Annotated in this window: 23 protein-coding genes; 17 read left to right on the top strand and 6 right to left on the bottom strand. The window is 32.4% G+C overall.

Going from position 1 to position 23,768, the window contains the following annotated elements; genetic code table 11:
- Positions 1–182 precede the first annotated feature (182 nt).
- Complete coding sequence (locus BUE22_RS02450) at positions 183–1,169, top strand: aldo/keto reductase (RefSeq protein ID WP_073393536.1); 987 nt, start codon at positions 183–185, stop codon at positions 1,167–1,169.
- A gap of 111 nt (positions 1,170–1,280) precedes the next feature.
- Positions 1,281–1,727, top strand: coding sequence for a hypothetical protein (locus BUE22_RS02445; protein WP_073393534.1), 447 nt, complete (start codon positions 1,281–1,283; stop codon positions 1,725–1,727).
- On the opposite strand, the gene BUE22_RS02440 is transcribed toward BUE22_RS02445, so the two are convergent.
- Positions 1,724–2,599 carry a sensor histidine kinase gene (locus tag BUE22_RS02440; RefSeq protein WP_243396801.1) on the bottom strand — a complete coding sequence of 292 codons (876 nt, stop codon included), beginning with the start codon at positions 2,597–2,599 and terminating at the stop codon, positions 1,724–1,726. The genes BUE22_RS02445 and BUE22_RS02440 overlap by 4 nt on opposite strands.
- A gap of 332 nt (positions 2,600–2,931) precedes the next feature.
- On the opposite strand from BUE22_RS02440, the gene rlmD reads away from it, so the two are divergent.
- Genes rlmD through BUE22_RS02425 form a run of 3 tightly spaced genes read left to right on the top strand, consistent with a single transcriptional unit; the run spans position 2,932 to position 5,673 of the window.
- On the top strand, positions 2,932–4,344 hold the full coding sequence (gene rlmD / locus BUE22_RS02435) for a 23S rRNA (uracil(1939)-C(5))-methyltransferase RlmD (RefSeq protein WP_073393530.1): 1,413 nt from the start codon (positions 2,932–2,934) through the stop codon (positions 4,342–4,344).
- An 11-nt stretch (positions 4,345–4,355) separates the two neighbouring features.
- Positions 4,356–4,892: a DUF6452 family protein gene (locus BUE22_RS02430; protein WP_073393528.1), complete on the top strand. Its 537-nt coding sequence runs from the start codon at positions 4,356–4,358 to the stop codon at positions 4,890–4,892.
- On the top strand, positions 4,864–5,673 hold the full coding sequence (locus tag BUE22_RS02425) for a DUF6048 family protein (RefSeq protein WP_073393526.1): 810 nt from the start codon (positions 4,864–4,866) through the stop codon (positions 5,671–5,673). The genes BUE22_RS02430 and BUE22_RS02425 overlap by 29 nt, the downstream gene beginning before the upstream one ends.
- Positions 5,674–5,758: 85 nt before the next feature.
- Here the strand turns inward: BUE22_RS02425 and BUE22_RS02420 are convergent, their stop codons facing one another.
- The 3 genes from BUE22_RS02420 to BUE22_RS02410 form a co-directional block, all read right to left on the bottom strand.
- Positions 5,759–6,451, bottom strand: coding sequence for an aspartate/glutamate racemase family protein (locus BUE22_RS02420; RefSeq protein ID WP_073393524.1), 693 nt, complete (start codon positions 6,449–6,451; stop codon positions 5,759–5,761).
- 256 nt (positions 6,452–6,707) lie between these two features.
- Positions 6,708–6,944, bottom strand: a complete 237-nt coding sequence (locus BUE22_RS02415; protein ID WP_042564161.1) for a hypothetical protein — start codon at positions 6,942–6,944, stop codon at positions 6,708–6,710.
- A 184-nt stretch (positions 6,945–7,128) separates the two neighbouring features.
- Positions 7,129–8,292 carry a THUMP domain-containing class I SAM-dependent RNA methyltransferase gene (locus tag BUE22_RS02410; protein WP_042564160.1) on the bottom strand — a complete coding sequence of 388 codons (1,164 nt, stop codon included), beginning with the start codon at positions 8,290–8,292 and terminating at the stop codon, positions 7,129–7,131.
- A gap of 131 nt (positions 8,293–8,423) precedes the next feature.
- On the opposite strand from BUE22_RS02410, the gene BUE22_RS02405 reads away from it, so the two are divergent.
- On the top strand, positions 8,424–9,188 hold the full coding sequence (locus BUE22_RS02405; protein ID WP_042564159.1) for a class I SAM-dependent methyltransferase: 765 nt from the start codon (positions 8,424–8,426) through the stop codon (positions 9,186–9,188).
- Between the two features lie 89 nt (positions 9,189–9,277).
- Positions 9,278–9,946 carry a ZIP family metal transporter gene (locus tag BUE22_RS02400; protein ID WP_042564158.1) on the top strand — a complete coding sequence of 223 codons (669 nt, stop codon included), beginning with the start codon at positions 9,278–9,280 and terminating at the stop codon, positions 9,944–9,946.
- Positions 9,947–10,138: 192 nt separating this feature from the next.
- Here BUE22_RS02400 and BUE22_RS02395 read toward each other — a convergent pair whose 3' ends face one another.
- Positions 10,139–12,526: a TonB-dependent receptor gene (locus tag BUE22_RS02395; protein WP_073393522.1), complete on the bottom strand. Its 2,388-nt coding sequence runs from the start codon at positions 12,524–12,526 to the stop codon at positions 10,139–10,141.
- Between the two features lie 156 nt (positions 12,527–12,682).
- On the bottom strand, positions 12,683–13,825 hold the full coding sequence (locus BUE22_RS02390; RefSeq protein WP_073393520.1) for a helix-turn-helix domain-containing protein: 1,143 nt from the start codon (positions 13,823–13,825) through the stop codon (positions 12,683–12,685).
- 178 nt (positions 13,826–14,003) lie between these two features.
- On the opposite strand from BUE22_RS02390, the gene murQ reads away from it, so the two are divergent.
- The 10 genes from murQ (at position 14,004) to BUE22_RS02335 (ending at position 23,722) form a co-directional block, all read left to right on the top strand.
- The gene (gene murQ, locus BUE22_RS02385) at positions 14,004–14,816 is read left to right on the top strand and encodes an N-acetylmuramic acid 6-phosphate etherase (protein ID WP_042564155.1); all 813 of its coding nucleotides are present in this window, start codon (positions 14,004–14,006) and stop codon (positions 14,814–14,816) included.
- Between the two features lie 236 nt (positions 14,817–15,052).
- Positions 15,053–15,274, top strand: coding sequence for a DUF6095 family protein (locus BUE22_RS02380; RefSeq protein ID WP_073393518.1), 222 nt, complete (start codon positions 15,053–15,055; stop codon positions 15,272–15,274).
- A 25-nt stretch (positions 15,275–15,299) separates the two neighbouring features.
- Complete coding sequence (locus BUE22_RS23650; protein WP_159438454.1) at positions 15,300–15,446, top strand: hypothetical protein; 147 nt, start codon at positions 15,300–15,302, stop codon at positions 15,444–15,446.
- A gap of 62 nt (positions 15,447–15,508) precedes the next feature.
- Positions 15,509–16,081, top strand: coding sequence for a pentapeptide repeat-containing protein (locus tag BUE22_RS02370; protein WP_042564152.1), 573 nt, complete (start codon positions 15,509–15,511; stop codon positions 16,079–16,081).
- 221 nt (positions 16,082–16,302) lie between these two features.
- Positions 16,303–16,878 carry a DUF1572 family protein gene (locus BUE22_RS02365; protein ID WP_073393516.1) on the top strand — a complete coding sequence of 192 codons (576 nt, stop codon included), beginning with the start codon at positions 16,303–16,305 and terminating at the stop codon, positions 16,876–16,878.
- A 282-nt stretch (positions 16,879–17,160) separates the two neighbouring features.
- A complete protein-coding gene (locus BUE22_RS02355; protein ID WP_042564570.1) occupies positions 17,161–17,532 on the top strand; it encodes a hypothetical protein in 372 nt (123 codons plus the stop codon).
- A 147-nt stretch (positions 17,533–17,679) separates the two neighbouring features.
- Positions 17,680–19,599, top strand: coding sequence for a DUF294 nucleotidyltransferase-like domain-containing protein (locus BUE22_RS02350; protein WP_073393514.1), 1,920 nt, complete (start codon positions 17,680–17,682; stop codon positions 19,597–19,599).
- A 2-nt stretch (positions 19,600–19,601) separates the two neighbouring features.
- Positions 19,602–20,228 carry a 3'-5' exonuclease gene (locus BUE22_RS02345; protein ID WP_073393512.1) on the top strand — a complete coding sequence of 209 codons (627 nt, stop codon included), beginning with the start codon at positions 19,602–19,604 and terminating at the stop codon, positions 20,226–20,228.
- Positions 20,229–20,385: 157 nt separating this feature from the next.
- On the top strand, positions 20,386–21,870 hold the full coding sequence (locus BUE22_RS02340; RefSeq protein ID WP_073393510.1) for an alkaline phosphatase PhoX: 1,485 nt from the start codon (positions 20,386–20,388) through the stop codon (positions 21,868–21,870).
- A gap of 67 nt (positions 21,871–21,937) precedes the next feature.
- Positions 21,938–23,722, top strand: a complete 1,785-nt coding sequence (locus BUE22_RS02335) for a cytochrome-c peroxidase (RefSeq protein WP_073393507.1) — start codon at positions 21,938–21,940, stop codon at positions 23,720–23,722.
- The last annotated feature ends 46 nt before the right edge of the window (positions 23,723–23,768 follow it).

The following is a 23,768-nucleotide window of genomic DNA, read 5'->3' as shown; positions in this document are numbered from 1 at the left end:
TCTAAGTTTCTTATTGAGCTAAAAAATCAGCAACTTAGAAACTCAAATTCTTACAACTTTAAAAAACCTGTGTTAACCTGTTCAATACGTAAAACCCGTGGGCAGAAAAAAGACGCTCTGCTGTGCGCCTCTACAAAAAACCTTTGAACCTTTGCTACTATGAACCTCTCAACCTTAAAGAAATGAACTACAGAAAACTAGGAAAAACAAACTTCAATATATCAGAAATCTCACTTGGCACCTGGCAAGTTGGAGGGAAATGGGGATCTGCGTTTGATAATAAAACAGCAGATGAACTTTTGAATACAGCAATTGATAATGGTGTCAATTTTATTGATACTGCCGATGTTTACGAAAATGGATTGAGCGAAACTGCCGTTGGGCGTGTCGTTCGTTCAAGATCTGAGCGTATATATGTCGCTACAAAATGTGGGCGACAAATTAATCCGCATGTAAATGAAGGTTATCAGCCAAAAGTGCTTCAGAAATATGTTGAAGACAGTTTAAAAAGAATGGGATTAGAAACACTTGACCTGATTCAGCTACACTGTCCTCCTACCGAAGTTTATTATCGACCTGAGATTTTCGAAATGTTTGATCGTTTAAAAGATCAGGGCAAGATTTTAAATCTTGGCGTAAGCGTCGAAAAAGTCGAAGAAGCTTTGAAAGCAATCGAATATTCGAATGTTACAACGGTTCAGATTATTTTTAATTTATTTCGTCAGCGTCCGTCGCAATTATTTTTCTCAGAAGCCAGAAAAAAAGATATCGGAATAATTGCCAGAGTTCCCTTAGCAAGTGGACTTTTAACAGGCAAATTTGATGCAAAAACAACTTTTGAAGCAGATGATCATCGTAATTTTAATAGAAATGGAGAAGCCTTTGATAAAGGTGAAACTTTTTCAGGAATTGATTATAATTTAGGCTTAAAAGCAGTTCAGGAATTAAAAGCATTATTTCCCGAAGCTGAAAATCTGGCACCGTATGCCTTGCAATGGATTTTAGGTTTTGAAGATATTAGCTGTATTATTCCTGGAGCTTCAAAAACAAGTCATGTTTTGTCTAATTTATCAGTTTATGATCAGCCAAAATTAACTCCTGAAAAAATTTCAGCTATGAACGCCATTTACGAGGAATATATAAAACCTTCTGTTCATCATTTATGGTAACATTATAAGGTTCTGATATCCTAAGTCACTAAGGAACTAAGTTTTTTTTAGAACTTTTGCTAGTAATCTTAGTACCTTAGCAACTCAGAATCTTAGAATCTTTTTTTCGAAATGCTTACAAAATCAAATTTTAAAGAATGGTTTAACCGGTATAAATATGCTGAATTAGCCAGTACAAGTGCTGCACTTTTAACATCACTTTTCAGTAAAATTTATAGCGGATTAACAACTGCATATTTGATTACGTTTGCAGAATATTTTGCTTTTTATGGTGTAATAATCTTTACTTCATACAGGAAATTAGCGAGGCAAAATAAGATTTTAGAAAAAACCACAACATTAAAAGATGTTATATCTCTTATAAAAAACCTGGCCTTAGAATTTGGGTATCCTGCATTTCTGGACTTTTTGGTAGTTCGCCCTTTTTGTATGTATTGGATGCCGATTTTATGCGGAAATTATTTCTTCGGAATTATTCTTGGAAAAATTACAGCCGATTCTTGTTTTTATTTCTTTACAATTATCAACTATGAAATTATAAAAAGGAGGAAAAACTAAATTTCAAATACAATTTTAAATTCAGCTCCTCTGTTTTTACCTTCGCTGGCAGCGGTTAATTCACCTTTGTTTCTTTCGATAATTTTTTTGCATAAATACAAACCAATTCCGGTTGAAGTTTCTTTTGCGGTTCCTAAGCGGCTCATTTTGGTAAATTTCTTAAACAATTCATCAATTTGATTTTTATCAAAACCAATTCCGTTATCTGTAACAGTAATAATCAATTGTTCCGCTTGAGTATAGATTCTCACTTTAATTTCACTATCAAAATAAGAAAACTTAATAGCATTACTTATTAAGTTAACCAAAACCTGAACCAATAAACCTTCATCAATTCTAAGTTTAGCTTCTTCCAATTCTACACTCAGGCTTAATTTTATATTTTTATCTAATAAACGCTGCTCAACCTGTTCATTAATAAAGGGCAAAATATTCGGAAAAACAATCGTTTTTAATTCCTGATTTAATCTTACAACCTGATCTTGTTCGTTTAATAGCTTAATAAAGTTTTCGATATATCTAAATTGCAAATCAGTCGATTCGCAAATTAAAGCAGCCATATCTTTTACAGATTGTGATGGATTTTCCTCAATAATTAATTTTGCCAGACCCTGCGGATTTCCTGCAAAGTTTTTCAAATCATGCGAAAGCATATAAATCAGATCCTGTTTTTCGTTGATAAAACTTTCGGCTTCATAAATAGATTCCTGAATATTACACATTAACAATCCCGCTTCATCAGAATATCCGGTTGGTAAAACAGATAATCTTCGATTGTTTCTGTAATCGTTCAAAGATTTTGATGCAATTGCTATAGGTTTTATCAATTGATTCAAAATCAACAATGTTATTAAAGTAGCCAACAAAGTCATTATCAAAGAAAAAACTAAAATAGAAGTTGGAGAGATAGCACTATTATAAAAAAGGACAAAAAACAAAATTCCGATTAGAGGAATATGTATACCAATAAACGCAACAAATAAAAATTTGAAGGCATAACTCTTTTTTAAAAAGCTAATTTGTGAAAGCTTGTGGTACAACTTCATAAAAAAACAATACAAATAGGTTAAAAATGCAGCATTTGGGGATTGTTGCAAAGGCAAAGTTACCTTTTAAACGTTATTAAACTCAATAAATTGATAAAATTGGTAAAATATTTTGAAAATTAAATTTGTAAAAGTTTACAAACCCTTATTTTTGCGCTATGGGAAGAAAAAATACAGACAAAGTTGTCTTTCATCAAATTCCGGTTCTTGATGCCGGAGCAAAAGGAGTTTCAGTTGCGAAAGCTCCTGACGGAAAAGTAATCTTTATTCCGAATGTCGTACCGGGAGATGTGGTTGACGTACAAACTTTCAAAAAAAGAAAGGCTTATTACGAAGGTAAAGCCGTAAAATTTCATGAATTATCAGAACATCGCATTGAACCTATTTGCGATCATTTTGGAGTTTGTGGAGGTTGTAAATGGCAAAACATGAAATACAGCCAACAATTGTATTACAAACAAAATGAAGTAAAAAATCACTTACAACGTATTGGAAAAGTTGAACTTCCTGAATTTGAAACTATTTTAGGTTCAGAAAAACAGTTTTTCTACAGAAATAAAATGGAATTTTCGTTTTCTAACGCTCGTTGGTTAACCGAAAAAGAAATTGGAAGTACAGAAGATTTAGGAAACAGAAACGCACTGGGATTTCATATTCCGAAAATGTGGGATAAAATCCTTGATATCCAAAAATGTTATTTGCAGGAAGATCCTTCAAATGCGATCAGAAACGAAATTCGAGATTTTGCCAACGAACATAATCTGGCATTTTTTAACCCAAGAGAACAATCAGGTTTATTAAGAACTTTTATGATTCGTACTGCTTCAACGGGAGAAATCATGGTTTTGATTCAGTTTTTTGAAAATGACAAGAAAAATCGTGAACTTATTCTGGATCATTTATACGAGAAATTTCCGCAAATTACTTCATTGCAATATGTCGTAAATTCGAAGCAAAATGATACTATTTACGATCAGGATATAAAATTGTACAAAGGAAGAGATTATATTCTGGAAGAAATGGAAGGTTTGAAATTTAGCATCAATGCTAAATCATTTTACCAAACCAATTCTGATCAGGCATATGAATTGTACAAAATAACACGCGATTTTGCCGGACTTGCAGGCGACGAAACTGTTTATGATTTATATACAGGAACAGGAACTATTGCTCAGTTCGTTTCGAAAAAAGCAAAAAAAGTAATTGGCGTAGAAAGTGTTCCGGAAGCAATTTTGGATGCTAAAACAAATGCAGAACGCAATAATATTACAAATTGCGAGTTTTTTGTTGGTGACATGAAAGTAGTTTTCAATGAAGCTTTTATCGCACAGCATGGAAAACCTGACGTTATTATTACAGATCCGCCAAGAGATGGAATGCACAAAGACGTTATTGATCAAATCTTAAAAATTGCTCCTAAAAAAGTAGTTTACGTAAGCTGTAACTCGGCTACACAAGCACGCGATTTAGCTTTAATGGATGAAAAATACAAAGTAACCCGTGTTCGTCCGGTTGATATGTTTCCGCAAACGCATCATGTTGAAAATGTTGTACTTTTAGAACTTCGATAACTAAATTATAAATGAAAAAAATAATCTCATTTTTATTACTCTTTGCTTTTGGATTATCAGGTTGCGAGAAGGATGATATTTGTGACGCAAATACACCAACCACTCCCCGATTAATAATTTCGTTTTACGATATTAATAATCCAACTGTAAAGAAAAAAGTAACAAGATTAAAAGTAATTGGCGACGGACAAACGGAAGGAATCGTTTTCAACAAAAGTGCTCTTGATGATGAAAAGTACATTACCAGCGGTGATTCTATTGGTATTCCATTAAAAACAGATGAAGATACAGTCACTTATAGTTTTATTTTAAATTCAGATAATACAAATGCAGATTTGGTTAATACTGATAAATTAAAATTTAATTATACCAGGCAAAATGTGTATGTATCAAGAGCTTGTGGTTTTAAAACTATTTTTAAACTGGATACTCAAACACCTTACGAACAAACAGATCCTACCAGTGATGGTTTATGGATGCAAAATATCGCCCCAATAAATCTTAACATTGAATACGAAGATGAAACACACATTAAAGTATACTTTTAGTATTTGCTTATTGCTTTCAATGTTTTTGGTCAACGCCCAAGATTCTACAGCAACAAAAAAAATCGTTCAGGAAAAATCAAAAGCTGCAACGAAACCAGTAATTCAGGAAGCAAAAACCGATACTGTTGTTCCTCCAAAAACAAATCGTTATGGTTTGCGCGTGGGTGTCGATTTGTATAAACTAACCCGTGGTTTATATGATAAAGATTATAAAGGAATTGAAATTGTAGGTGATTTTCGTTTAACGAAAAAATACTATATAGCAGCAGAACTTGGTTTTGAAGATAAAACTACAGACGACGACAGATTAAATTCTACCGCAACCGGGACATATATTAAAGGTGGTTTTGATTATAACCTATACCAAAACTGGCTTGATATGGAAAACATCATAAGCATAGGTTTACGTGGTGGTTTTAGTACCTTTAGTCAGCAATTGAACAGTTATAAAATTTATAACGCAAATCCTTATTGGGGTGAAGAACCTGCAATTGCTGCGGGACAAAAATTTGACGGCTTAACAGCAGGATGGCTTGAAGTTACAGCAGGTTTAAAAGCAAAAGTTTTTAATAATGTATTCGTAGGTTTCTCTGTTCAGTTAAAGCTTTTGGTAGCCAATAAAACACCTGATGGCTTTGACAATCTTTATATTCCAGGTTTCAACAGAACGTATGATGGTAATTTCGGAATTGGATTTAACTATACTGTTTCTTACTTTATTCCGCTTTATAAGAAAAAAGTAATTATACCTGAAATTCAAAAAAGCAGTCCAAAGAAATAATTTTTACAAATAAATAAAAGCCACTAATTCATGAATTGATCATTTAATTCGTGAATTAGTGGCTTTTAAATTTTATATTTTTTAATTAAGACAATTGAAATTCAACTGCGGCTTTTGAATGAATCAGAGTTGTATCAAAAACTGGAACGTCAACATCTTCAGGTAAAATCACTAGCGGAATTTCGGTACATCCTAAAATAATACCCTCAGCTCCTCTTTTTATTAATTCGTTTGCAATTTCCAGATAACGTTTTTTGGTTTCGGGAGTTACAAGTCCTTTTCCTAACTCTTCAAAAATGGTGGTGTGAATAAAATATTTATCATTTTCACTTTCCGGAATAATAGCTTCAATTCCCTGAGCGATAAGTTTATCTTTAAAAAAATCCAGTTCCATTGTAAATTTGGTTCCCAATAAACCTACTTTTTTAAGATTTTGCTTCTGAATTTCTTTCGCCGTTTCTGTAGCGATATGAATTATTGGTAAATCAATAGCTTCTTCAAGTTTGTCGGCTATCAAATGCATTGTATTAGCACATAAAATAATGGCTTCTGCTCCACCTGCTTTTAAAAACCGGCTGCCTTTTAAAAGCATCTTAAAAGTCGAATCCCAATCGTTGTTTTCGTTATTCTTTTTTATATCAGCATAATTAAAAGAATAAAGTAAACATTCTGAGAAGTTTAAATCTCCCATTTTCTCATTTATTCCCTGATTTATAAGTTTGTAATAATCTGCTGTAGAAACCCAGCTAATTCCGCCTATAAGTCCAATTATCTTCATAAATAACTATCTTTTAAATATTACTTAATTATTTTTAACGCAGAGAACGCAAAGGTTTTTCGCAGAGTTCACTAAGATTTAAGTTGTATATACACAATTTAAGTCCGCAAAACGTTGTGTAAATATTTTTTCACGCAGATTTTAAAAGATTTAAGCAAATTTACGCAGATAAATTATCTAGATTAATCTGCTCAAATCTTTTAAAATCTGCGTGAAATAAAAAATTTTATAATTCTTTAATCTGTGGCTAATTAAATTAACCTATTTCTCTAATTCCTTTTATAAAAATCCATTTCATAAACAGCTTTTCACCGTCTTTGGTTTTTACCGCCTGAAATTTAGGCGAAATCAAAGTCGCCACAATAAAAGCCGTCATCGGAATCCAAAGTCCGGTTAATTGTGTGTATGTTGCTACCAAAAAGCGACCTAAAATAAATAAAATCGCGAAACATCCTAATTGATATAAAAAAGCTCTTACTTGTAGTTTTGACATTTTTTTTAAAGTTGCTAAGGTTCTGAGATGCTAAGTTGCTAAGTTTTTATTTAGCAACTTAAATTCTTAACCTTAAATTATTTTTTTTAAAGTTTCTAAGGCTCTGAGGTGCTAAGTTTTTACATTAGTAATTATAAAGCGAAGCTAAAAACTTAGAACCTTAGCATCTTAGTATCTCAGAATCTTATTCAGAAACCTGAAACTTTGTTCTCTTACTTCCTTCGTACATTTCGTATTTTACCAAACGGGCTTCAAGACTTGCGTTGAAAAGTTTGATTTTTCTTGAAGGTTTTAATCCCACAAATTTTAATGCTTCAAGATTTGCTGTTATAAACCAGGCATTTGTTCCCGGGTAACTTTTCTTTAAAGTATCACCAATATTTTTGTAGAATTCTTCCATATGAATATCCAGACGCTCATCATAAGGCGGATTGAAAACCATGTGCAATTTTCCTTCAACAGCTTTTTCGGTATCAAAAAAGTTATCTTCAGAAATAGTAACGTAATCGTCAAGATTCGCATTTTTGATATTGTCTTTGGCTTTGTTAACAGCACTCGGAGCTTTATCAAAACCTTTAATAGTATAATGAAACTCTTTTGTTTTTTTCATTAAACTGTTTACAATCTGATCGAATAAATCATTATCCCAGTCTTTCCATTTTTCAAAAGCAAATTCTTTTCTATTGATATTTGCCGGAATATTACAAGCGATCATAGCTGCTTCTGCAAGGAAAGTTCCAGATCCGCACATTGGATCTAAAAAGTGACTTTGACCTTCCCAACCTGATAACAACAAAATTCCTGCTGCCAAAACTTCATTGATTGGCGCAATATTCGTAGCCGTTCTGTAACCACGCTGATGCAATGAATTCCCTGAAGTATCCAAAGCCACCGAAACCTGATCTTTATCGATATGAACGTTGATTCTTAAATCAGGAAAAGCTTTATCAATACTTGGGCGTTGTCCCGTTCTTTCTCTAAACTGATCCACAATTGCATCTTTACATTTTTGAGAAACGAATTCTGAGTGATTAAAATATGTTGAATGCACTGTAGCATCAATAACAAAAGTTTGGTTGGCGTTTAATAGCTTAGACCAGTTTACACCCGAAATTCCTTTATATAAAGCCTGTTCGTTATTAGCTCTAAATGAGTAAATTGGTTTTAAAACTTTAAGTGCTGTTCTTAGCGATAAATTGGCTTTGTACATAAAACCTTTATCACCTTTAAAACTCACCATCCTTACCCCTTTCTCGACATCCTGCGCACCAAGATCACGCAATTCTTTTTCTAATATTTCCTCAAAACCAAAAAAACATTTGGCTATCATTCTAAAATTTTCTTCCATCTTTATTTTTGTTTAAAAAAAACTCCGATCGCATACACACATCTGATTATTCAGGTATCGTCACGAAATAGTTATTTTTCGGCAAAAATACACTAAATTTGCCGGACTTTGAATTAATTGAAATAGAATAAATGTCTGAAGCACCAAACTCATCAACACCAAATCAGGAGCGTAACACAGAAAACTGGTTTACATCATGGTTTGATACTCCGTATTATCACATTCTTTATAAAGACCGAAATTACAGAGAAGCGCAGATTTTTATGGATAATCTTACGCATTATTTAAACCTGCCCGAAAAAGCAAAAGTTCTTGATTTAGCTTGCGGAAAAGGGCGCCATTCTATTTATTTAAATCAACTTGGTTTTAATGTTTTAGGAGCCGATTTATCTGAAAACAGTATTGCCGAAGCCAATAAAAACAGCAACGAAACCCTGCATTTTAAAGTGCATGATATGCGCGAACCTTTTGAAGAAAAATTCGACGCAATTTTTAATCTGTTTACCAGTTTTGGTTATTTCGAAAGTGACGATGACAATCTAACAACCTTAAAAGCCATTAAGGAAAGTTTATCAGAATATGGCTTTGCCGTAATTGATTTCATGAATGTTAATCAGGTAATTGAAACCCTGGTGCCGGAAGAAACTAAAACTGTTGAAGACATCGATTTTAAAATAAAAAGATATGTTCAGGACGGTCATATTTTTAAGGAAATAGATTTTGAAGATCAAGGCAGAAAATACCATTTTACCGAAAAAGTAAAAGCTTTAACCCTAAAAGACTTTGAAGAATTAATGGCCGAAGCCGGAATTTTTCTATTGGATATTTTTGGAGACTACAAACTCAAAAAATTCCACAAAACCGAAAGCGAACGATTAATCATGATTTTTAAATAAATTGGTGAATCGTTTAATTGTTTAACCGTTTAATCGCTAAGCAAAAAAACAATTAACCGATTAAACGAATCAACGATTAAACAATAAAGATGAACTATTTATTACCCTTATTTTCTGTACTTCTGGGCTATGCTGTGGCTTTGTTTTTAAAACCAAAAAACAAAACCAATCTAAAACTATTGTTGGCATTTAGTGGTTCTTTTTTATTATCGTTAACCGTAATGCATTTATTGCCTGAAGTTTACGAATCTCACAATCACAATATTGGTTTATTTATTATGATTGGGATTTTATTTCAGATCATTCTGGAGTTTTTCTCAAAAGGTGCCGAACACGGACACGTTCACGGGCATGCACAAATGTCTCAAATTCCGTGGTTATTATTTATTAGTTTGTGCATTCATGCTTTTCTTGAAGGTTTTCCGGTAAGCCATCATCATGGTTTAGCGGTTGGAATTGCGATTCATCATTTGCCAATTGCCGTGATTTTAACCACGTTTTTCATCAACGCAGGTTTAAACAAAAAAGCCATTTTTGCTTTTATGCTTACTTTCGCCATTATGACGCCGCTTGGTACAATTGCTTCAGAATATTTACCCGTTTTAAATCACTATTATACTGAAATTACAGCCATTGTAATTGGTATTTTATTCCATATTTCGTCAACAATTATTTTTGAAAGCAGCGAAGGACATAAATTCAATATCGCCAAAGTCTCCATGATCGTTCTCGGAATTTTATTGGCATTTCTATTATAATAAGGGCGTGACCAAATTCACAAAAGGCGCTATTTAACAAGCCGCTTATGAGCGCCTTTCGCAAATTCGGTCGGGCTATCCGCTCCGCCGCGGCGGATTGCTCCTATCCCTCACGCAACAAAACAAAAGAACATCCAGTGCATCCATTTTCATAATTCAATTTTCTAATTGACTAATTTTCTAATTATCTAATTAGTTTCCAGTTCTCTTTTTCTCTTCCTGGTTTCCAAAAGCACGTTCTTTCACATTAATCTTTTTGTTTCCAAAATTATAAACCAGAGACAAACGTACAAATCGATTGCTCTCTTTTTGGTCATAAACTTGTTTTACACCATTAACAACAGAAGTAAAATCTTTTAAGTAAGACGTATTAAAAATATCATTTGCTAAAAATGCAATCTGCATCGTTTTATTAAACAAATCCTGTTTAAAACCAATATCAAAGCTAGACGTATATCCTATTTCATATAAACCACTTTTAAAAGGTGTGCTGTACTCAAAGTCAATTTGCAGCTTTGTAGTTTTCCCTAATATAAAAGTATTATTTGTCGAAAAATCAATTTGTAAACTATTTGATGGCGTGGCATCGATATCTTTAATAAATTCAGTTTTTGCCCCTAAAAAGTATAATGAATTTTCGCTTGACCACCAATCTGCAAAAGTTGCCGAATAACTCTCTCCAACTCCGTAACTCAAATTTTTAAAATAATTCTCACGTGTTACAATTTGTGTATTTGTTTCAGGATTTGAAGTAAATAAAACACCGTAACCATTTGTAACAGAATTAATAAAAACACTTGTTCTCAGGATTTCTTTATACGAATGCGCAAACTCAAAATTATCACTAAAAGAAGGTTTCAAAAAAGGATTTCCTTCAGAATAACTATTACTACTAATGTAAATTCTAAACGGATTCAATAAATCAAAACGAGGTCTGTTGATTCTTTTTCCATAATTTAAACTGAATGTATTATTTTCATTTTTCTTGTAAGAAGCATAAAATGTTGGAAACAATTTCAAATAATTATTCTCTGTTTCCTGATTCAGCGTTTCAGAAAATCCTGTAGTTTGAGTATTTTCCAATCTCAATCCCAATTGAAAATTCCATTTCTCATTGATTTTTTTATCTGCATTAACATAAACTGCCTGATTATTTTCGGTATACTTAAATCGGTTTGATTGGTTAGGATCAAGTTCCGGTGTTCCTGTAATTGTATTGTAATAAAGTATATCGCTAATACTATTTGTAAAACTCATTTTGGCACCGTAAGACAAATTGATCGTTTGAAGCGGATGTTCCATATCGGCCTTAAAACTCCAGTTTTCAATATCCTGATTCGAAACATTTCTTCCCGCCTGATTTACATCTGTAAATATCATATCTGGCGTATAATTATTAGCTATAAAATTTCTGTCGAATTTTGAATCGTAATTAAAATAATCCACATCAAAAGATAGTTTTCTTTTTAAAGAATCCAGTTTAGTGATCAAATGTGCGTTATAAGTTTGATTTCCTGATCCTCTATCGGTATTACTTTTATTCAACGTAATTTTGTCCAATTGATTTTGAGTATTGTAGTTATGAATCGAAATATCCGATTTAAAATCAGGATTGTTTCTGTCATTCAAATATTGAAAACCAATCGTAGTACGCTCAGAAAGGTCATAATCTAAAGCCAGTTTTCCGGAAAGGTTTTCCGTTTTTACCTTCGTTACACTTTTCATATGCGAAAGTCCGTCAGGAAAATATATCTTTAAATCGTCAGTAGCATTTATATAACCCGTTTTTGCATTTACGCTGGCAGAAAATCTAAACTTGTTTTTATTGTAAAAGAAATTATCTCTTAAAGTAGAAACACCAAATTTGTTTTGATCGTAAGAAACTGTCGTCGTATTTTTCCAGGAATCACGAACTCTTTTTTTCATAATAATATTAATCAGTCCGCCAGTTCCTTCAGCGTCATATTTTGCCGGCGGATTGCTGATAATTTCAATATTCTTAATATCACTTGCCGATATCGATTTTAAGAAATTATTCAGCTCTTCTCCTGCTAATTCAATCATTCTTCCATCAATCATAACTCGCGAAGTTCCTTTTCCTAATATATTGATCGTGTTATTCTGCACCACAACGCCAGGCGCGGTGTTAATAGCACTTAACGCATCTCCTCCAACATTAGTAACATTATTTTCAAGATTGTAAACCAAACGATCTGTTTTCTGTTCGACTGTTTTCTTTTTGGATTGAACGACAACTTCGACTAAATTGTTTGTATTTTCTTTTAGGATGATGGTTCCCAAATCAATATCCTTTTCTATTGAAATTTCTTTTTCGTATTCTTCAAATCCCAAAAGACTAATATTTATTTTATAAGAACCATTTTTAACATTGAATTCAAAAGTTCCATCTTGTTTGGTTGTCGTTCCGTCAATAATTTTACCTTCTAAATTTGATATTGAAACATCAGCCCATTCTAAGGAAGCTATTTCGTTTGTTATTTTTCCTTTTAATTTTAATGTTGATTGTGCTATACAAAATAAAGGCAATAATAAAAAGATAAGGAGGTTTGCTTTTTTCATGATTTCTAATTTTTAAACTTGTTTCGATTAATTTGAAGCAAAGTTGCCTTAGAAATTTTCCGGAATCGACCGACAAAAAAAAGTCGAACCATTTTCTATTGAAGAATTTGGTTCGACTTTATTGCGTGTGACGTACGACTTTTTACAAACCCTTTATTATGAAGCGTTTCGGTAAGCTGTCGGCGTTAAATTCGTGTATTTTTTAAAAGAAGTATTAAACGAAGATTTGGAGTTAAAACCTACTTCATATAAAATTTCTAAAACCGTAAGCTGATTTTTAGACTGATCTTTCAAAATATTCATTGCTTTTTGAATGCGATATTCATTCACAAAATCAAAAAAGTGCTGATCCATTTTATGATTAATCAAAACCGATAAATCCCGAACCGGAATATCAATTTGATTGGCCAATTCCTGAATCGTAAGCGACGGATCAAGAAAAGGTTCTTTCTCCGCCATATATTGTTTCAAAGTCGAAATTTGACCCGTAATCAAATCATCCTGAACATTTGTTGAAACAGATTTATCATCAACTTCCGGCAGAATCTCTTTTGTTAGTTTTAGTTTAGAATTAACTCCTCTAAAAAGTTCTGGATGATTGAGCGCTTTCATTATAAACCAACAGGTTATAAACAAAGCGATACTTCCTACAAGTACATTTGCCCAAACAAATATTTCCCTAAATCCGCTGTAACGCAATACATTTTTTAATGCCACAATTGAATGTGCAGTAAGAAACACACAAGTAATCTGAAAAAGCCATTTATAAGTTGCTGCACTCGGATTTGCATAATTTTCTAAATAGATATCACGATATTTTTTTAAGATCAAAAATACGCTGACAATGTAAAATATATATTGAAATTCAATTAAAATCTGGATAAAATAAATCTCAGGCAATTGATTAAACCTTGAAAGAAAAGTATCTTTATCTGTGTCAAGGTTTAAATAAATTCCTGGAATAAAAACTAAATTGACAACTATAAAGGGCAGTAAATGCACTAAATGTTTCCATTGTAGTCTAAAATCAGAATAACAAACCGCTAGTACAAAAAGATAAAACAAAGGCATTCCGAATAAACATGCAGTTGACCTGAAAATCTCCCAATTTAATTGAGTTCTCGTTACAGTAGTAATAAAAAATCCACTGAGATCGACAGCCGAGAAAATAAAGAACCAGGCAAATAATCTGTTCGCCAATTTATTTTCGGTTTTAACCGTTAATAAAAAAAAGGCCAGCAGTAAAGAAACAAAAACAGAGATCTTACCAATCCCTTGCAGAAAATCTAATTTATCCATTCTCTTTTATTAATTAACAAATATAATATTTTAGTTCTTTTAACAAGATTCTAAAACTAGTTTCCTCAAAAGAAAAGTCAACAAAAAAAGATTAAAAATCTTTATGAGTTTGGCTTGTACTTTTTCCTGATTTGGAATAAAAAAGTTTAATTTTGGAGGATAACTATTTCGACAAAAAATGACGTTTATAAAAACCACAGAACAAGCATCAAAATACGAACATTTAGAAAAAATGTCGGTTCATGAATTGCTTATTAATATTAATAATGAAGACAAAACCGTTCCAAATGCGGTTGAAAAAGCAATTCCTCAAATCGAAGCTTTAGTGGCTCAAGTTGTTGCTAAATTAAAATTAGGAGGAAGAATTTTTTACATCGGAGCTGGAACTTCAGGGCGTTTAGGCGTTGTTGATGCTTCAGAATGTCCGCCAACTTTTGGTGTTCCGTTTGATTTAGTAAACGGAATTATTGCCGGTGGCGACACCGCAATTCGTCGTGCTGTAGAAAATGCGGAAGACAATGCAACTCAAGCCTGGATTGATTTACAGGCTAATAATATTGGCGCAAATGACGTCGTTATCGGGATCGCTGCTTCTGGAACAACGCCTTATGTTATTGGTGGTTTAGAGACTTGCAATCAAAATAATATCCTTACGGGATGTATTACCAATAATGCGGGAAGTCCGCTGGCTTTAACGGCTCAGTTTCCTGTTGAAGTTGTGGTTGGTCCTGAATTCGTTACCGGAAGTTCGAGAATGAAAGCCGGAACTGCTCAGAAATTAGTTTTAAACATGATTTCGACTGCAGCCATGATTCAGCTTGGAAAAGTAAAAGGAAATAAAATGGTTGATATGCAATTGAGTAACATCAAATTGGTAGATCGTGGCGTAAAAATGATTATGGGAGAAATTCCGGTTTCGTATGAAGAAGGATCAGAATTATTGAAAAAATATGGCAGCGTTAGGAATGCTGTAGATAATTATAATAAATAAAAAGGTTTTATCTAGAATGTTTGCTTAACTGCATGATTTTTACCGCAAAGTTCGCAATCCCGATAGCAATCGGGATTCGCAGAGATCACAAAGCTTTAAGTTAAAAAAAGTTTTTTAAGATCGCAAAGTTGATGTCGATCTTTGTCAAAGTTTTAAACTTTGACAAAGATTTCGCAAAGTAAAACCTGAAACTAAAAAAACCTGAAACCTGAAACTTTTCAAAACAAAATTTTAAAATGGCAACAAATAAAGAGTTATTGGGAAAAGGAGTTAAATATCTATCGGGTTCATTGCCGCTATTATTTATTGGGCCTTCTTTAATATATAATGCATTTATGAATCAGCATACAAACTGGCATTATCTGGTTTTAGGAATTGGAATTGTAGCTTGTTTAAGTGCTATGTTTTTGATTTTTTATGGATTGAAAATTATTATGAAGGGTTTGTTTAATGACTAATTTGTATCTTAAAAAAACATATGAATTGGAGAAGAATGAAAACCGAAAAAAAAAAGATGTTAATGATAATTACAATTTAGAAATTGAAAATTCATTAAAAAATATAAAAGAAGGTAAATTTTATACTGAAGATCAAGCCAAAGAAATTGCTAAAAAATGGGCAAGGAAATAATTTGGTGTATTTAGCAATCTAAAATAACATATAATACACCCTCAAAAATCTAAAAAACATTCATGGAAAGCCTAATTCACATTCAGAAAACATTCGAGAAAGTCGTTTACATCGACAAAAAAATAAACAATCGGGAGTTTGAAGATTGTGTATTTAAAAACTGTGATTTCTCAAACAGTAATTTTGGTTATAACACTTTTTTAGACTGTGAATTTATTGATTGTAATTTGTCTATGACAAGTTTATTCAGCACGAGTTTGAAGAATGTGACTTTCAAAAATTGTAAACTTCTTGGAATCGCTTTTAACGAATGTGATGATTTTTTGTTTCAGGTTTATTTTGAAGAATGCACTTTGGATTATGCCATTTTTTCGAATAAAAAAATGCCTAAAACCAAGTTTATAAATTGTTCGGTTAGAGAAGTAACTTTCATTGGAACCAATTTAACGAGTTCGGTTTTTGATAATTGCAATCTGGAAGGTGCTATTTTTAACGATACACAATTGGCTGCGGTAAATTTTAAAACTGCCTATAATTATAAAATAGATCCGGAATTTAATCCGATGAGGAAAGCGCAATTTTCTAATGATGGAATTGTTGGGCTTTTAGATAAATATGATATTAAAATTGTTTGATTTTCGTTAGATTATACCGCCTCTACGAGGCTAAATCCACTTGAAATAAATGATTTTCTATAAATATTATACTCCTAAAGGAGTATGTTTTTAACAGTTTTGATTATAATTTTCTAATAAAAGTAAAATACCCCGGCGGGGAAATATATTTATAGGAAACAACAAATCCATTGCTAACAGCTCCATCGGAGCGAAATGTTAATTTCTTTAAACACCAAATTATGGAAGCAACTGAATCCTATTTAGAAAGCGTTAAAAAGCAGTTTTTATATTATAAAATGCTTGGCGAAAAATCCATCGACCAATTAGAACCGCAACAGCTTTTTGTTTCTGTAAATGAGGACACCAATAGTATTGCAACAATTATAAAACACATTTCCGGTAATATGTTATCGCGCTGGACAGACTTTCTAACATCAGATGGTGAAAAAGAATGGCGTAACCGTGATGCTGAATTTGAAAATGATTTACAATCTAAAGAAGAAGTTCTCGATGTTTGGAACAAAGGCTGGGATTGTTTTCTTGGTGCATTAAACGGTTTGAACCCAGAACAGCTTTCGGATATTATTTATATTCGAAATGAAGGACATACTGTTATTGAAGCCATAAATCGTCAATTGGCGCATTATCCGTATCATGTTGGGCAAATTGTTTTTTATGCCAAACAATTGAAAAATGGAGATTGGGATAGTTTATCGATTCCGAAAAATAAATCAGGAAATTACAATGCTGAAAAGTTTGCCAAAGAAAAAGAAATCAAGAACTTTACCGATGATGAATTGAAGAGATTGAAATGATCGAATATCATGCTAATTTAGGTGGTCTTTGGTGGTGGATTCTGATTAAGTTTTGTAAAACAAAATTATCTGATGAACAAACCAATGAAAAAAGAAGAAGAAATTTATATTTTCTGTTCTTTATAAATATATTTTTTGTTTCGATAGCCACTATATTTCTAATTTACCCTATATATTTCTAGCCCTGATTGCAATGGAAATCCTTTTTGTTTTTTCTTTAAAAACAAAAAGATTGAAATGGAAAGCAGGAAACAGCTCCTAAAAAAACAACTTATATTTAAAATGAAAAAAATTATATTTCTTTTACCGTTAGTCACATTATTCTCCTGTTATAACGCAGAACACAATTGCAAAGATTTTAAAACCGGAAAATTCAAATTTGAGTTTGAAGTAAATGGTGTTAAAAAAACAACCGTTTTTGAGCGTAAAGACAATATTGAAATAGAGACTTTTGAAGGAAAAACAGACACATCAACAATTCGCTGGGTAAGTGATTGCGAATATGTTTTGCAGAAAAAACACCCAAAAAACATGGCTGAGGAAAAAGCAATCAGCATGAAGATTTTAAATACTTCTAAAGATTCATATACTTTTGAATTTGGAATGGTAGGTTCTGAAGAAAAACAACGTGGGAAGGTTTATAAAATTGATTAAATAAACTACCAATTCTGCCACAAAGGCACAAAGACGCAAAGTTTATATCTTGGTGTTTTTGTGCCTTTTTTGTAAAACATAAATATTTTATTCGTGTTTCTTTTACATTTCTATTTTAAATGTTAAATTACAACTCAAATCTTACACATGAAAAACACGATTTCACATAGAGTTGCCGACTTTTTAAAGGATTATCCGCCTTTTAATTTTATGCATCAAAAGGATCTTGAAAAATTATCTGAGCAAATTTCTATTGTTTACAAAGATAAAGACGCTGTTATTTTTGCAGAAAATGATAAAACGCACGATTCTTTTTATGTGGTTCATAAAGGGGCAATTGCGCTTAAAAAAAGTTCTAAAAACAATGTTTTGGACATGTGTGATGAAGGTGATATTTTTGGATTGCGTCCGCTTTTGGCACAGGAAAATTATATTATGGAAGCCGTTGCTCATGAAGAAAGTATTCTTTATGCGATTCCAATTGCTGTTTTTAAGCCGTATGCGCTGGAAAACAGAAATGTTGGTAATTTCCTGATTGAAAGTTACGCTTCAAATACTCGCAATCCTTATTCGGATATTCATAAAGATAAATTATACGGTGACGATTTAGGAAACGACAATTTACATTCTACAAAAGATTCTTTCGATTTACAGCCTATAAAATATTCGAAGAAAATTGTGACTTGCAGTCCGTCGACAACAGCGAGAGATATTGCGAAAATCATGAATAAGAAAAAAGTTGGTGCAATTTTGATTGTTGATGAAATGCTTCCGATTGGTATTATTACCGATAAAGATTTGCGTAATAAGATTGTCACCGGTGATTATTCGATCCTGACTACGGCCGAAACGATTATGACGAAGCCTGTGGTTACGTATCCTAAAAAAATGACGGTTACAGAGGCGCAAATGGCAATGATGAAAAGCAACATTAACTATTTATGTCTTACAAAAGACGGAACTGTAAATACGAAAGCCGTTGGTATTTTATCTAAACATGATGTAATGGTGGCGTTGGGCAATAATCCTGCTGTTTTGATAAAAGCTTTAAAAAGAGCTAAAAAAGCAAAGGAAATTAAACCTATTCGTGCCAGAATTATGCAATTGCTTCAGGGATATTTAGATCAAAATATTCCGATGACATTGATTTCAAAAATCATAACCGAATTGAACGAAGCTTGTACAACGCGCGTTATTGAAATTTGTATCGAAAAAATGAGCAGTCCGCCACCTGTAAAGTTTGCATGGCTGGCACTTGGAAGCCAAGGAAGAAGCGAGCAAATGCTGCATACGGATCAGGATAATGCAATTGTATATGAAAATGTTTCGGAAGTTTTTAGGGATGAAACAAAAGTCTATTTTTTAAAATTTGCCGCTCTTGTTAATAAAGGTCTTTTTGATATTGGCTACGATTATTGCCCTGCAGAAATGATGGCCTCAAATCCAAAATGGTGTTTGAGTCTGGATGAATGGAAAACCCAGGTGCATCATTGGATTACGAATCCGGGAAAAAATGAGGTTTTACTCTCTTTTATTTTCTTTGATTATAGTGTTACTTATGGTGATACAGAGATTACTAATGAACTTTCTGAATTTATTTTTGAAAATGTAAAAGCAAACCCTATTTTTTATGTTCACTTAGTGAGCGGCGCTTTACAGAGTCCTTCGCCTACGGGCTTTTTTAGACAATTTCTGGTAGAACAAGACGGTGCAAATAAGGATAATTTTGATATTAAAAGACGTGCTTTAATGCCGCTAACTGATGCAGCACGAGTTTTGATTTTATCACACTCTGTAAAATCAATTAGTAATACTGCCGAACGTTTTGAAAAATTGGCAGAACTGGAACCCAACAATAGAGAGCTGTATTTGTCCTGTTCTTATTCATTTAAAGCGTTATTAAAATTTAGAACGAAACAAGGGCTTTTACATAATGATTCGGGTCAATTTATAGCGTTGGAATCTTTATCAAAAATGGAAAAAATAAAACTCAAAAGGACTTTTAAAACGATCAAGGAACTTCAGGAATTAATTAGTGTTAGATTTAATGTTTCAAATGTGGTATAAATATGAGTTTATTTAATTTTTGGAAAAAAGAAGATAATTTATTTGATGAAAATATCAGTATTGAAGAAACGAGATTTGTTGTTTTAGATACAGAAACTACAGGCTTTGATTATGACAATGATAGAATACTATGCATTGGCGCCTTGGTTTTGCAAAATAATATGATCTCGATTCAGGATAGTTTTGAAGTTTACATTCAACAAGATCATTACGACAAATCGACTGCTCAGATTCATGGTATTTTGAAAGATTTTGTCTTAAAACGTCCTAATGAATTAGAAGCTTTACAGCAATTTTTGACTTTTTTAGGCGATTCAATTATTATTGCACATCACACTATTTTTGATATTACAATGATTAATAAAGCACTGGAAAGAAATGATTTACCTGCTTTAACGAACAAAACTTTAGATACAGCACATTTGTATAAAAAGACTTTAATTAAATCGCATTTGTTTGAAAGAAAGGATCATTATACTTTAGATGATCTTGCTGATAAATTTGATATTTCAAAAAAAGACAGGCATACCGCTTTAGGCGACGCTTATATTACTGCCATTGCGTTTTTGAAAATTGTAAAGAAATTAAAAGAGAAAAAAGAAATTAATTTAAATCAGATTTTCAAATAATTCACATTTTTTTATGAAGCTAAAATTTACATTTAGTACCACTTATTTACTATTTAATAATATATACCTTATTTTTATTAGCAAAAAGAAAAAACTAGCATAACATCTATATTGATTTTGAAAGATAGCTTTGTTAAAAAACAAAAAACAAACTATTATGAAATTTAACTTTTTAAAATCAGTAGCATTACTGGGATTTACAGGACTTTCTGTAATTAGCTGCCAAAATGATGATTCAAAAGACTCTTCTAACGATGTCAATGCAGATATTGATTTTACATCACATTCAAAAGTTCCAGCTTTTGTATATCCAATGACTGGCTTCGAAAATCTTAAAATCAGTACTTTAATCAGTACTACCGATGTTTTACCAGAATCGCCAGCTTTTATTTACGGTGCGCAGCCTGACGGTGCGGGATTAATGAAAAATCCGACCGGAGAAGGTTACATCATGATTACAAATCACGAAATTTTGCAATCGGTTTCACGAGTTTATTTTGATAAAACGTTTAAACCTGTAAAAGGAGATTATCTTGTAGATGGAATTGGCGGATTAACACGTTTGTGTTCTGCAACTTTGGTAACTCCTGAGGTTCATGGATTTGGCCCTATCTTTTTAACAGCTGGAGAAAGTGGTCAGGAAAGTATGGTTCACGGAATTAATCCTCTGGGATTGTCTACAGACAAAAGCAGAACCGACAGAGTTTTACCTGCTTTAGGAAAAGCGGCTATGGAAAATGCAGTTCCGTTAACAAAGGAAGCTTATCCGGGGAAAACAGTTATAATTATTGGTGAAGATCAATCTTATGCTACTTCTCACGCAAGTGCCGGTCAGTTAATTATGTATATGAGCAATACTGTTGGTGATCTAACTAACGGAAAATTGTATGCTTTAAAAAGAACAGACGGAAATCAGGTAGAAACCACAATGACTTTAAACAATTCATACCCAGTTTCATTTGTCGAAATTCCGGATGCTAAAAACTTAACCGGTGCTGTAATTAATACAACTGTAAATGCATTGGGTGCTATCCGTTTTTCAAGAGTCGAAGACGTTGATTACAGAAAAGGTAGTGCAAGCAATAATAGAGAAGTTTATTTTACGGCTACAGGTCAGGCAACTTCAAACGTTCCTGTTGAAGGCTACACAATGTGGGGAAGAGTTTATAAATTAAAAATGGATGCCAATGATCCTTTAAAAGGAACATTAGAACTGGCTGTTGAAGGTGACAGTACTCCAGGAACGGGAATCATTAATCCTGATAATCTATGTGTTACAGAAAATTACGTTTACATTCAGGAAGATGGTGACAGCTATTATGCCGATGCCAAACACGATTCTTATATCTGGCAATATAATATTGCTTCAAAACAAAATAAGCCTTGGTTAAACATGAACCATAAAAGAACTGATACAGCGTGGAATACATTGTACAATCAAACAGGCGAAATGAGATTTGGAAGCTGGGAATTTGGTGCAATGCAGGATATCTCAGAAATTATTGGTGTTCCGGATACTTTTACGGTAAATATTCATCCTCATACGTGGCAAAGCGATGCATTTAAAAATGCAGATGGTTCAGGAATTAATACAAATAAAGAAGGCGGTCAGACTGTAATTATCAGAAACGTGCAACGTTAATCTTTTTAATCTAAATAATTCAACCCTTATTTTAAAAATAAGGGTTGTTTTCTTTTATAGTAATATTATGAAATTGAAACATTTTATTCTTCTCTTTTTATCGCTTTGCTTGTTTTTTTCATGCAAAGAAAATAAGGTTTCACAAACCACCATTAAACAGGATATATTAGTTGATTTAAGCAAATTAAACAATGAAATTGAAAAATTTATAAATCTTGCAGATCATAATAAATCACAAAAAGAAATTCTGGAACAGTTTAAAAAGTCTCGTCTTGCTTATAAAAAAACAGAATGGGCGATTGAATATTTCATTCCTGAAACAGCCAGATTTATGAATGGACCTGCATTGGACGAAATGGAACTTGAAGAAAACAGGTCGTTTGAACCACATGGTTTTCAGGTAATGGAAGAATTGATCTATCCTGAATATGGAATTGAAAATAAAGAAAATCTAATCAGAGAACTCAATATTTTTAAATCGAATATTAAACAGGTACAAAGCACTTTTGAAGTTATAACAATTAGTAATAATTATGTTTTAGATGCGGTACAACAAAACGTTTACAGAATCATTGCTTTAGGAATCACTGGTTTTGACAGTCCTGTTTTACAATCTTCAATTCCTGAAACCAGTCAAAGCTTAATAGAGATTCCGGTTATATTTGAAAAAATAAACTCAAATAGTAAAATACTGGCAGATTTAAAAAAGCTAACACTTAAAGCGCAAAAGTATTGTGTTGACAATAATAACTTCAACGCTTTCAACAGGGTTTTTTTTATAACCGAGTATTTAAATCCAATTTCAAAGAAAATTAAATTTTTTCAACAGCAGGAGAATATAAAAATTGTAACAAAGAATAGTCCCTTAAAACCTAGTATTGCTACTTTATTTGATAAAGATGCTTTTGATGTAAATGGATTTGTTCTTTCAAAAGATTATAATTTTACGGCTGACAAAGCAACTTTAGGAGAAAAATTATTTTATGACAAAAGCCTTTCTAAAAACAATGACAGAAGTTGTGCCTCTTGTCATCATCCGGAAAAAGCTTTTACAGATGGCTTAAAAACAAATCTTTCATTAACAGGAATCAATTTAGCAAGAAACACTCCTACGCTAACATATGCCTCATTACAAAATGCTCAATTTTGGGATATGCGTCAGCTGGATTTAGAAAAGCAAAGTATTGATGTTATTCAAAATAAGGATGAAATGCATGGCTCTATGGAAAGTATTCATGCAAAAATTTTATTAGATCAGGATTATATAAAATTATTTCAAAAAGCATTCCCAAAAACTACTAAACCTGAGGCGTGGCAAATTCAAAATGCTATTGCCAGTTATGTCAGATCTTTAAATTCTTTTGATTCGAGATTTGATCTTTACATGAGAGGAGAAAAAAATGCATTGAATAATGAAGAAATTGAAGGAATGAATCTTTTTATGGGCAAAGCCAAATGTGCAACTTGTCATTTTACGCCTTTGTTTAACGGAACTGTTCCGCCAAACTACTCAAAAACCGAACATGAAGTTATTGGAACTCCTGCTGAAGCAAACGGAAAAAAACTGAGCCCGGATTCTGGTCGTTATTTATATAATAAAATGCCGCAGCTAATTGGAGCATTCAAAACTCCGACAGTTAGAAATATTGCAATTACAGCTCCATACATGCATAACGGAGTTTTCAAAACTCTGGAAGAAGTTGTTGATTTTTACAATAAAGGCGGTGGAAAAGGTCTGGGATATGAAGTAGAAAACCAAACACTTCCTTTTGATGAATTAAAGTTGAATAAAAAGGAAGAAAAGGCTCTTGTTGCCTTTATGAAAACACTGACTGATAAAAGATATCAGTAAAAGATATTGTAAAAAAAGCGCTAAGAAAATCTTAGCGCTTTTTTAA

The organism is Flavobacterium pectinovorum, from assembly GCF_900142715.1.
In the GTDB taxonomy this organism is placed as follows: Bacteria; Bacteroidota; Bacteroidia; order Flavobacteriales; family Flavobacteriaceae; genus Flavobacterium; species Flavobacterium pectinovorum.
This window is presented reverse-complemented; position numbering and strand designations above follow the sequence as displayed.

Excerpts from the sequence above, each read along its gene's own strand:
- BUE22_RS02370 (WP_042564152.1), top strand. The coding sequence starts at position 15,509 with ATGGAAAGCCTAATTCACATTCAGAAAACATTCGAGAAAGTCGTTTAC.
- murQ (WP_042564155.1), top strand. The coding sequence starts at position 14,004 with ATGACGTTTATAAAAACCACAGAACAAGCATCAAAATACGAACATTTA.
- BUE22_RS02425 (WP_073393526.1), top strand. The coding sequence starts at position 4,864 with ATGAAACACACATTAAAGTATACTTTTAGTATTTGCTTATTGCTTTCA.
- BUE22_RS02365 (WP_073393516.1), top strand. The coding sequence starts at position 16,303 with ATGGAAGCAACTGAATCCTATTTAGAAAGCGTTAAAAAGCAGTTTTTA.
- BUE22_RS02420 (WP_073393524.1), bottom strand. The coding sequence starts at position 6,451 with ATGAAGATAATTGGACTTATAGGCGGAATTAGCTGGGTTTCTACAGCA.
- BUE22_RS02415 (WP_042564161.1), bottom strand. The coding sequence starts at position 6,944 with ATGTCAAAACTACAAGTAAGAGCTTTTTTATATCAATTAGGATGTTTC.
- BUE22_RS02405 (WP_042564159.1), top strand. The coding sequence starts at position 8,424 with ATGTCTGAAGCACCAAACTCATCAACACCAAATCAGGAGCGTAACACA.
- BUE22_RS02395 (WP_073393522.1), bottom strand. The coding sequence starts at position 12,526 with ATGAAAAAAGCAAACCTCCTTATCTTTTTATTATTGCCTTTATTTTGT.
- BUE22_RS02440 (WP_243396801.1), bottom strand. The coding sequence starts at position 2,599 with ATGACTTTGTTGGCTACTTTAATAACATTGTTGATTTTGAATCAATTG.
- BUE22_RS02430 (WP_073393528.1), top strand. The coding sequence starts at position 4,356 with ATGAAAAAAATAATCTCATTTTTATTACTCTTTGCTTTTGGATTATCA.
- BUE22_RS02350 (WP_073393514.1), top strand. The coding sequence starts at position 17,680 with ATGAAAAACACGATTTCACATAGAGTTGCCGACTTTTTAAAGGATTAT.
- BUE22_RS02355 (WP_042564570.1), top strand. The coding sequence starts at position 17,161 with ATGAAAAAAATTATATTTCTTTTACCGTTAGTCACATTATTCTCCTGT.
- BUE22_RS02445 (WP_073393534.1), top strand. The coding sequence starts at position 1,281 with ATGCTTACAAAATCAAATTTTAAAGAATGGTTTAACCGGTATAAATAT.
- BUE22_RS02340 (WP_073393510.1), top strand. The coding sequence starts at position 20,386 with ATGAAATTTAACTTTTTAAAATCAGTAGCATTACTGGGATTTACAGGA.
- rlmD (WP_073393530.1), top strand. The coding sequence starts at position 2,932 with ATGGGAAGAAAAAATACAGACAAAGTTGTCTTTCATCAAATTCCGGTT.
- BUE22_RS02400 (WP_042564158.1), top strand. The coding sequence starts at position 9,278 with ATGAACTATTTATTACCCTTATTTTCTGTACTTCTGGGCTATGCTGTG.
- BUE22_RS02410 (WP_042564160.1), bottom strand. The coding sequence starts at position 8,292 with ATGGAAGAAAATTTTAGAATGATAGCCAAATGTTTTTTTGGTTTTGAG.
- BUE22_RS02335 (WP_073393507.1), top strand. The coding sequence starts at position 21,938 with ATGAAATTGAAACATTTTATTCTTCTCTTTTTATCGCTTTGCTTGTTT.
- BUE22_RS02450 (WP_073393536.1), top strand. The coding sequence starts at position 183 with ATGAACTACAGAAAACTAGGAAAAACAAACTTCAATATATCAGAAATC.
- BUE22_RS02345 (WP_073393512.1), top strand. The coding sequence starts at position 19,602 with ATGAGTTTATTTAATTTTTGGAAAAAAGAAGATAATTTATTTGATGAA.
- BUE22_RS02390 (WP_073393520.1), bottom strand. The coding sequence starts at position 13,825 with ATGGATAAATTAGATTTTCTGCAAGGGATTGGTAAGATCTCTGTTTTT.
- BUE22_RS02380 (WP_073393518.1), top strand. The coding sequence starts at position 15,053 with ATGGCAACAAATAAAGAGTTATTGGGAAAAGGAGTTAAATATCTATCG.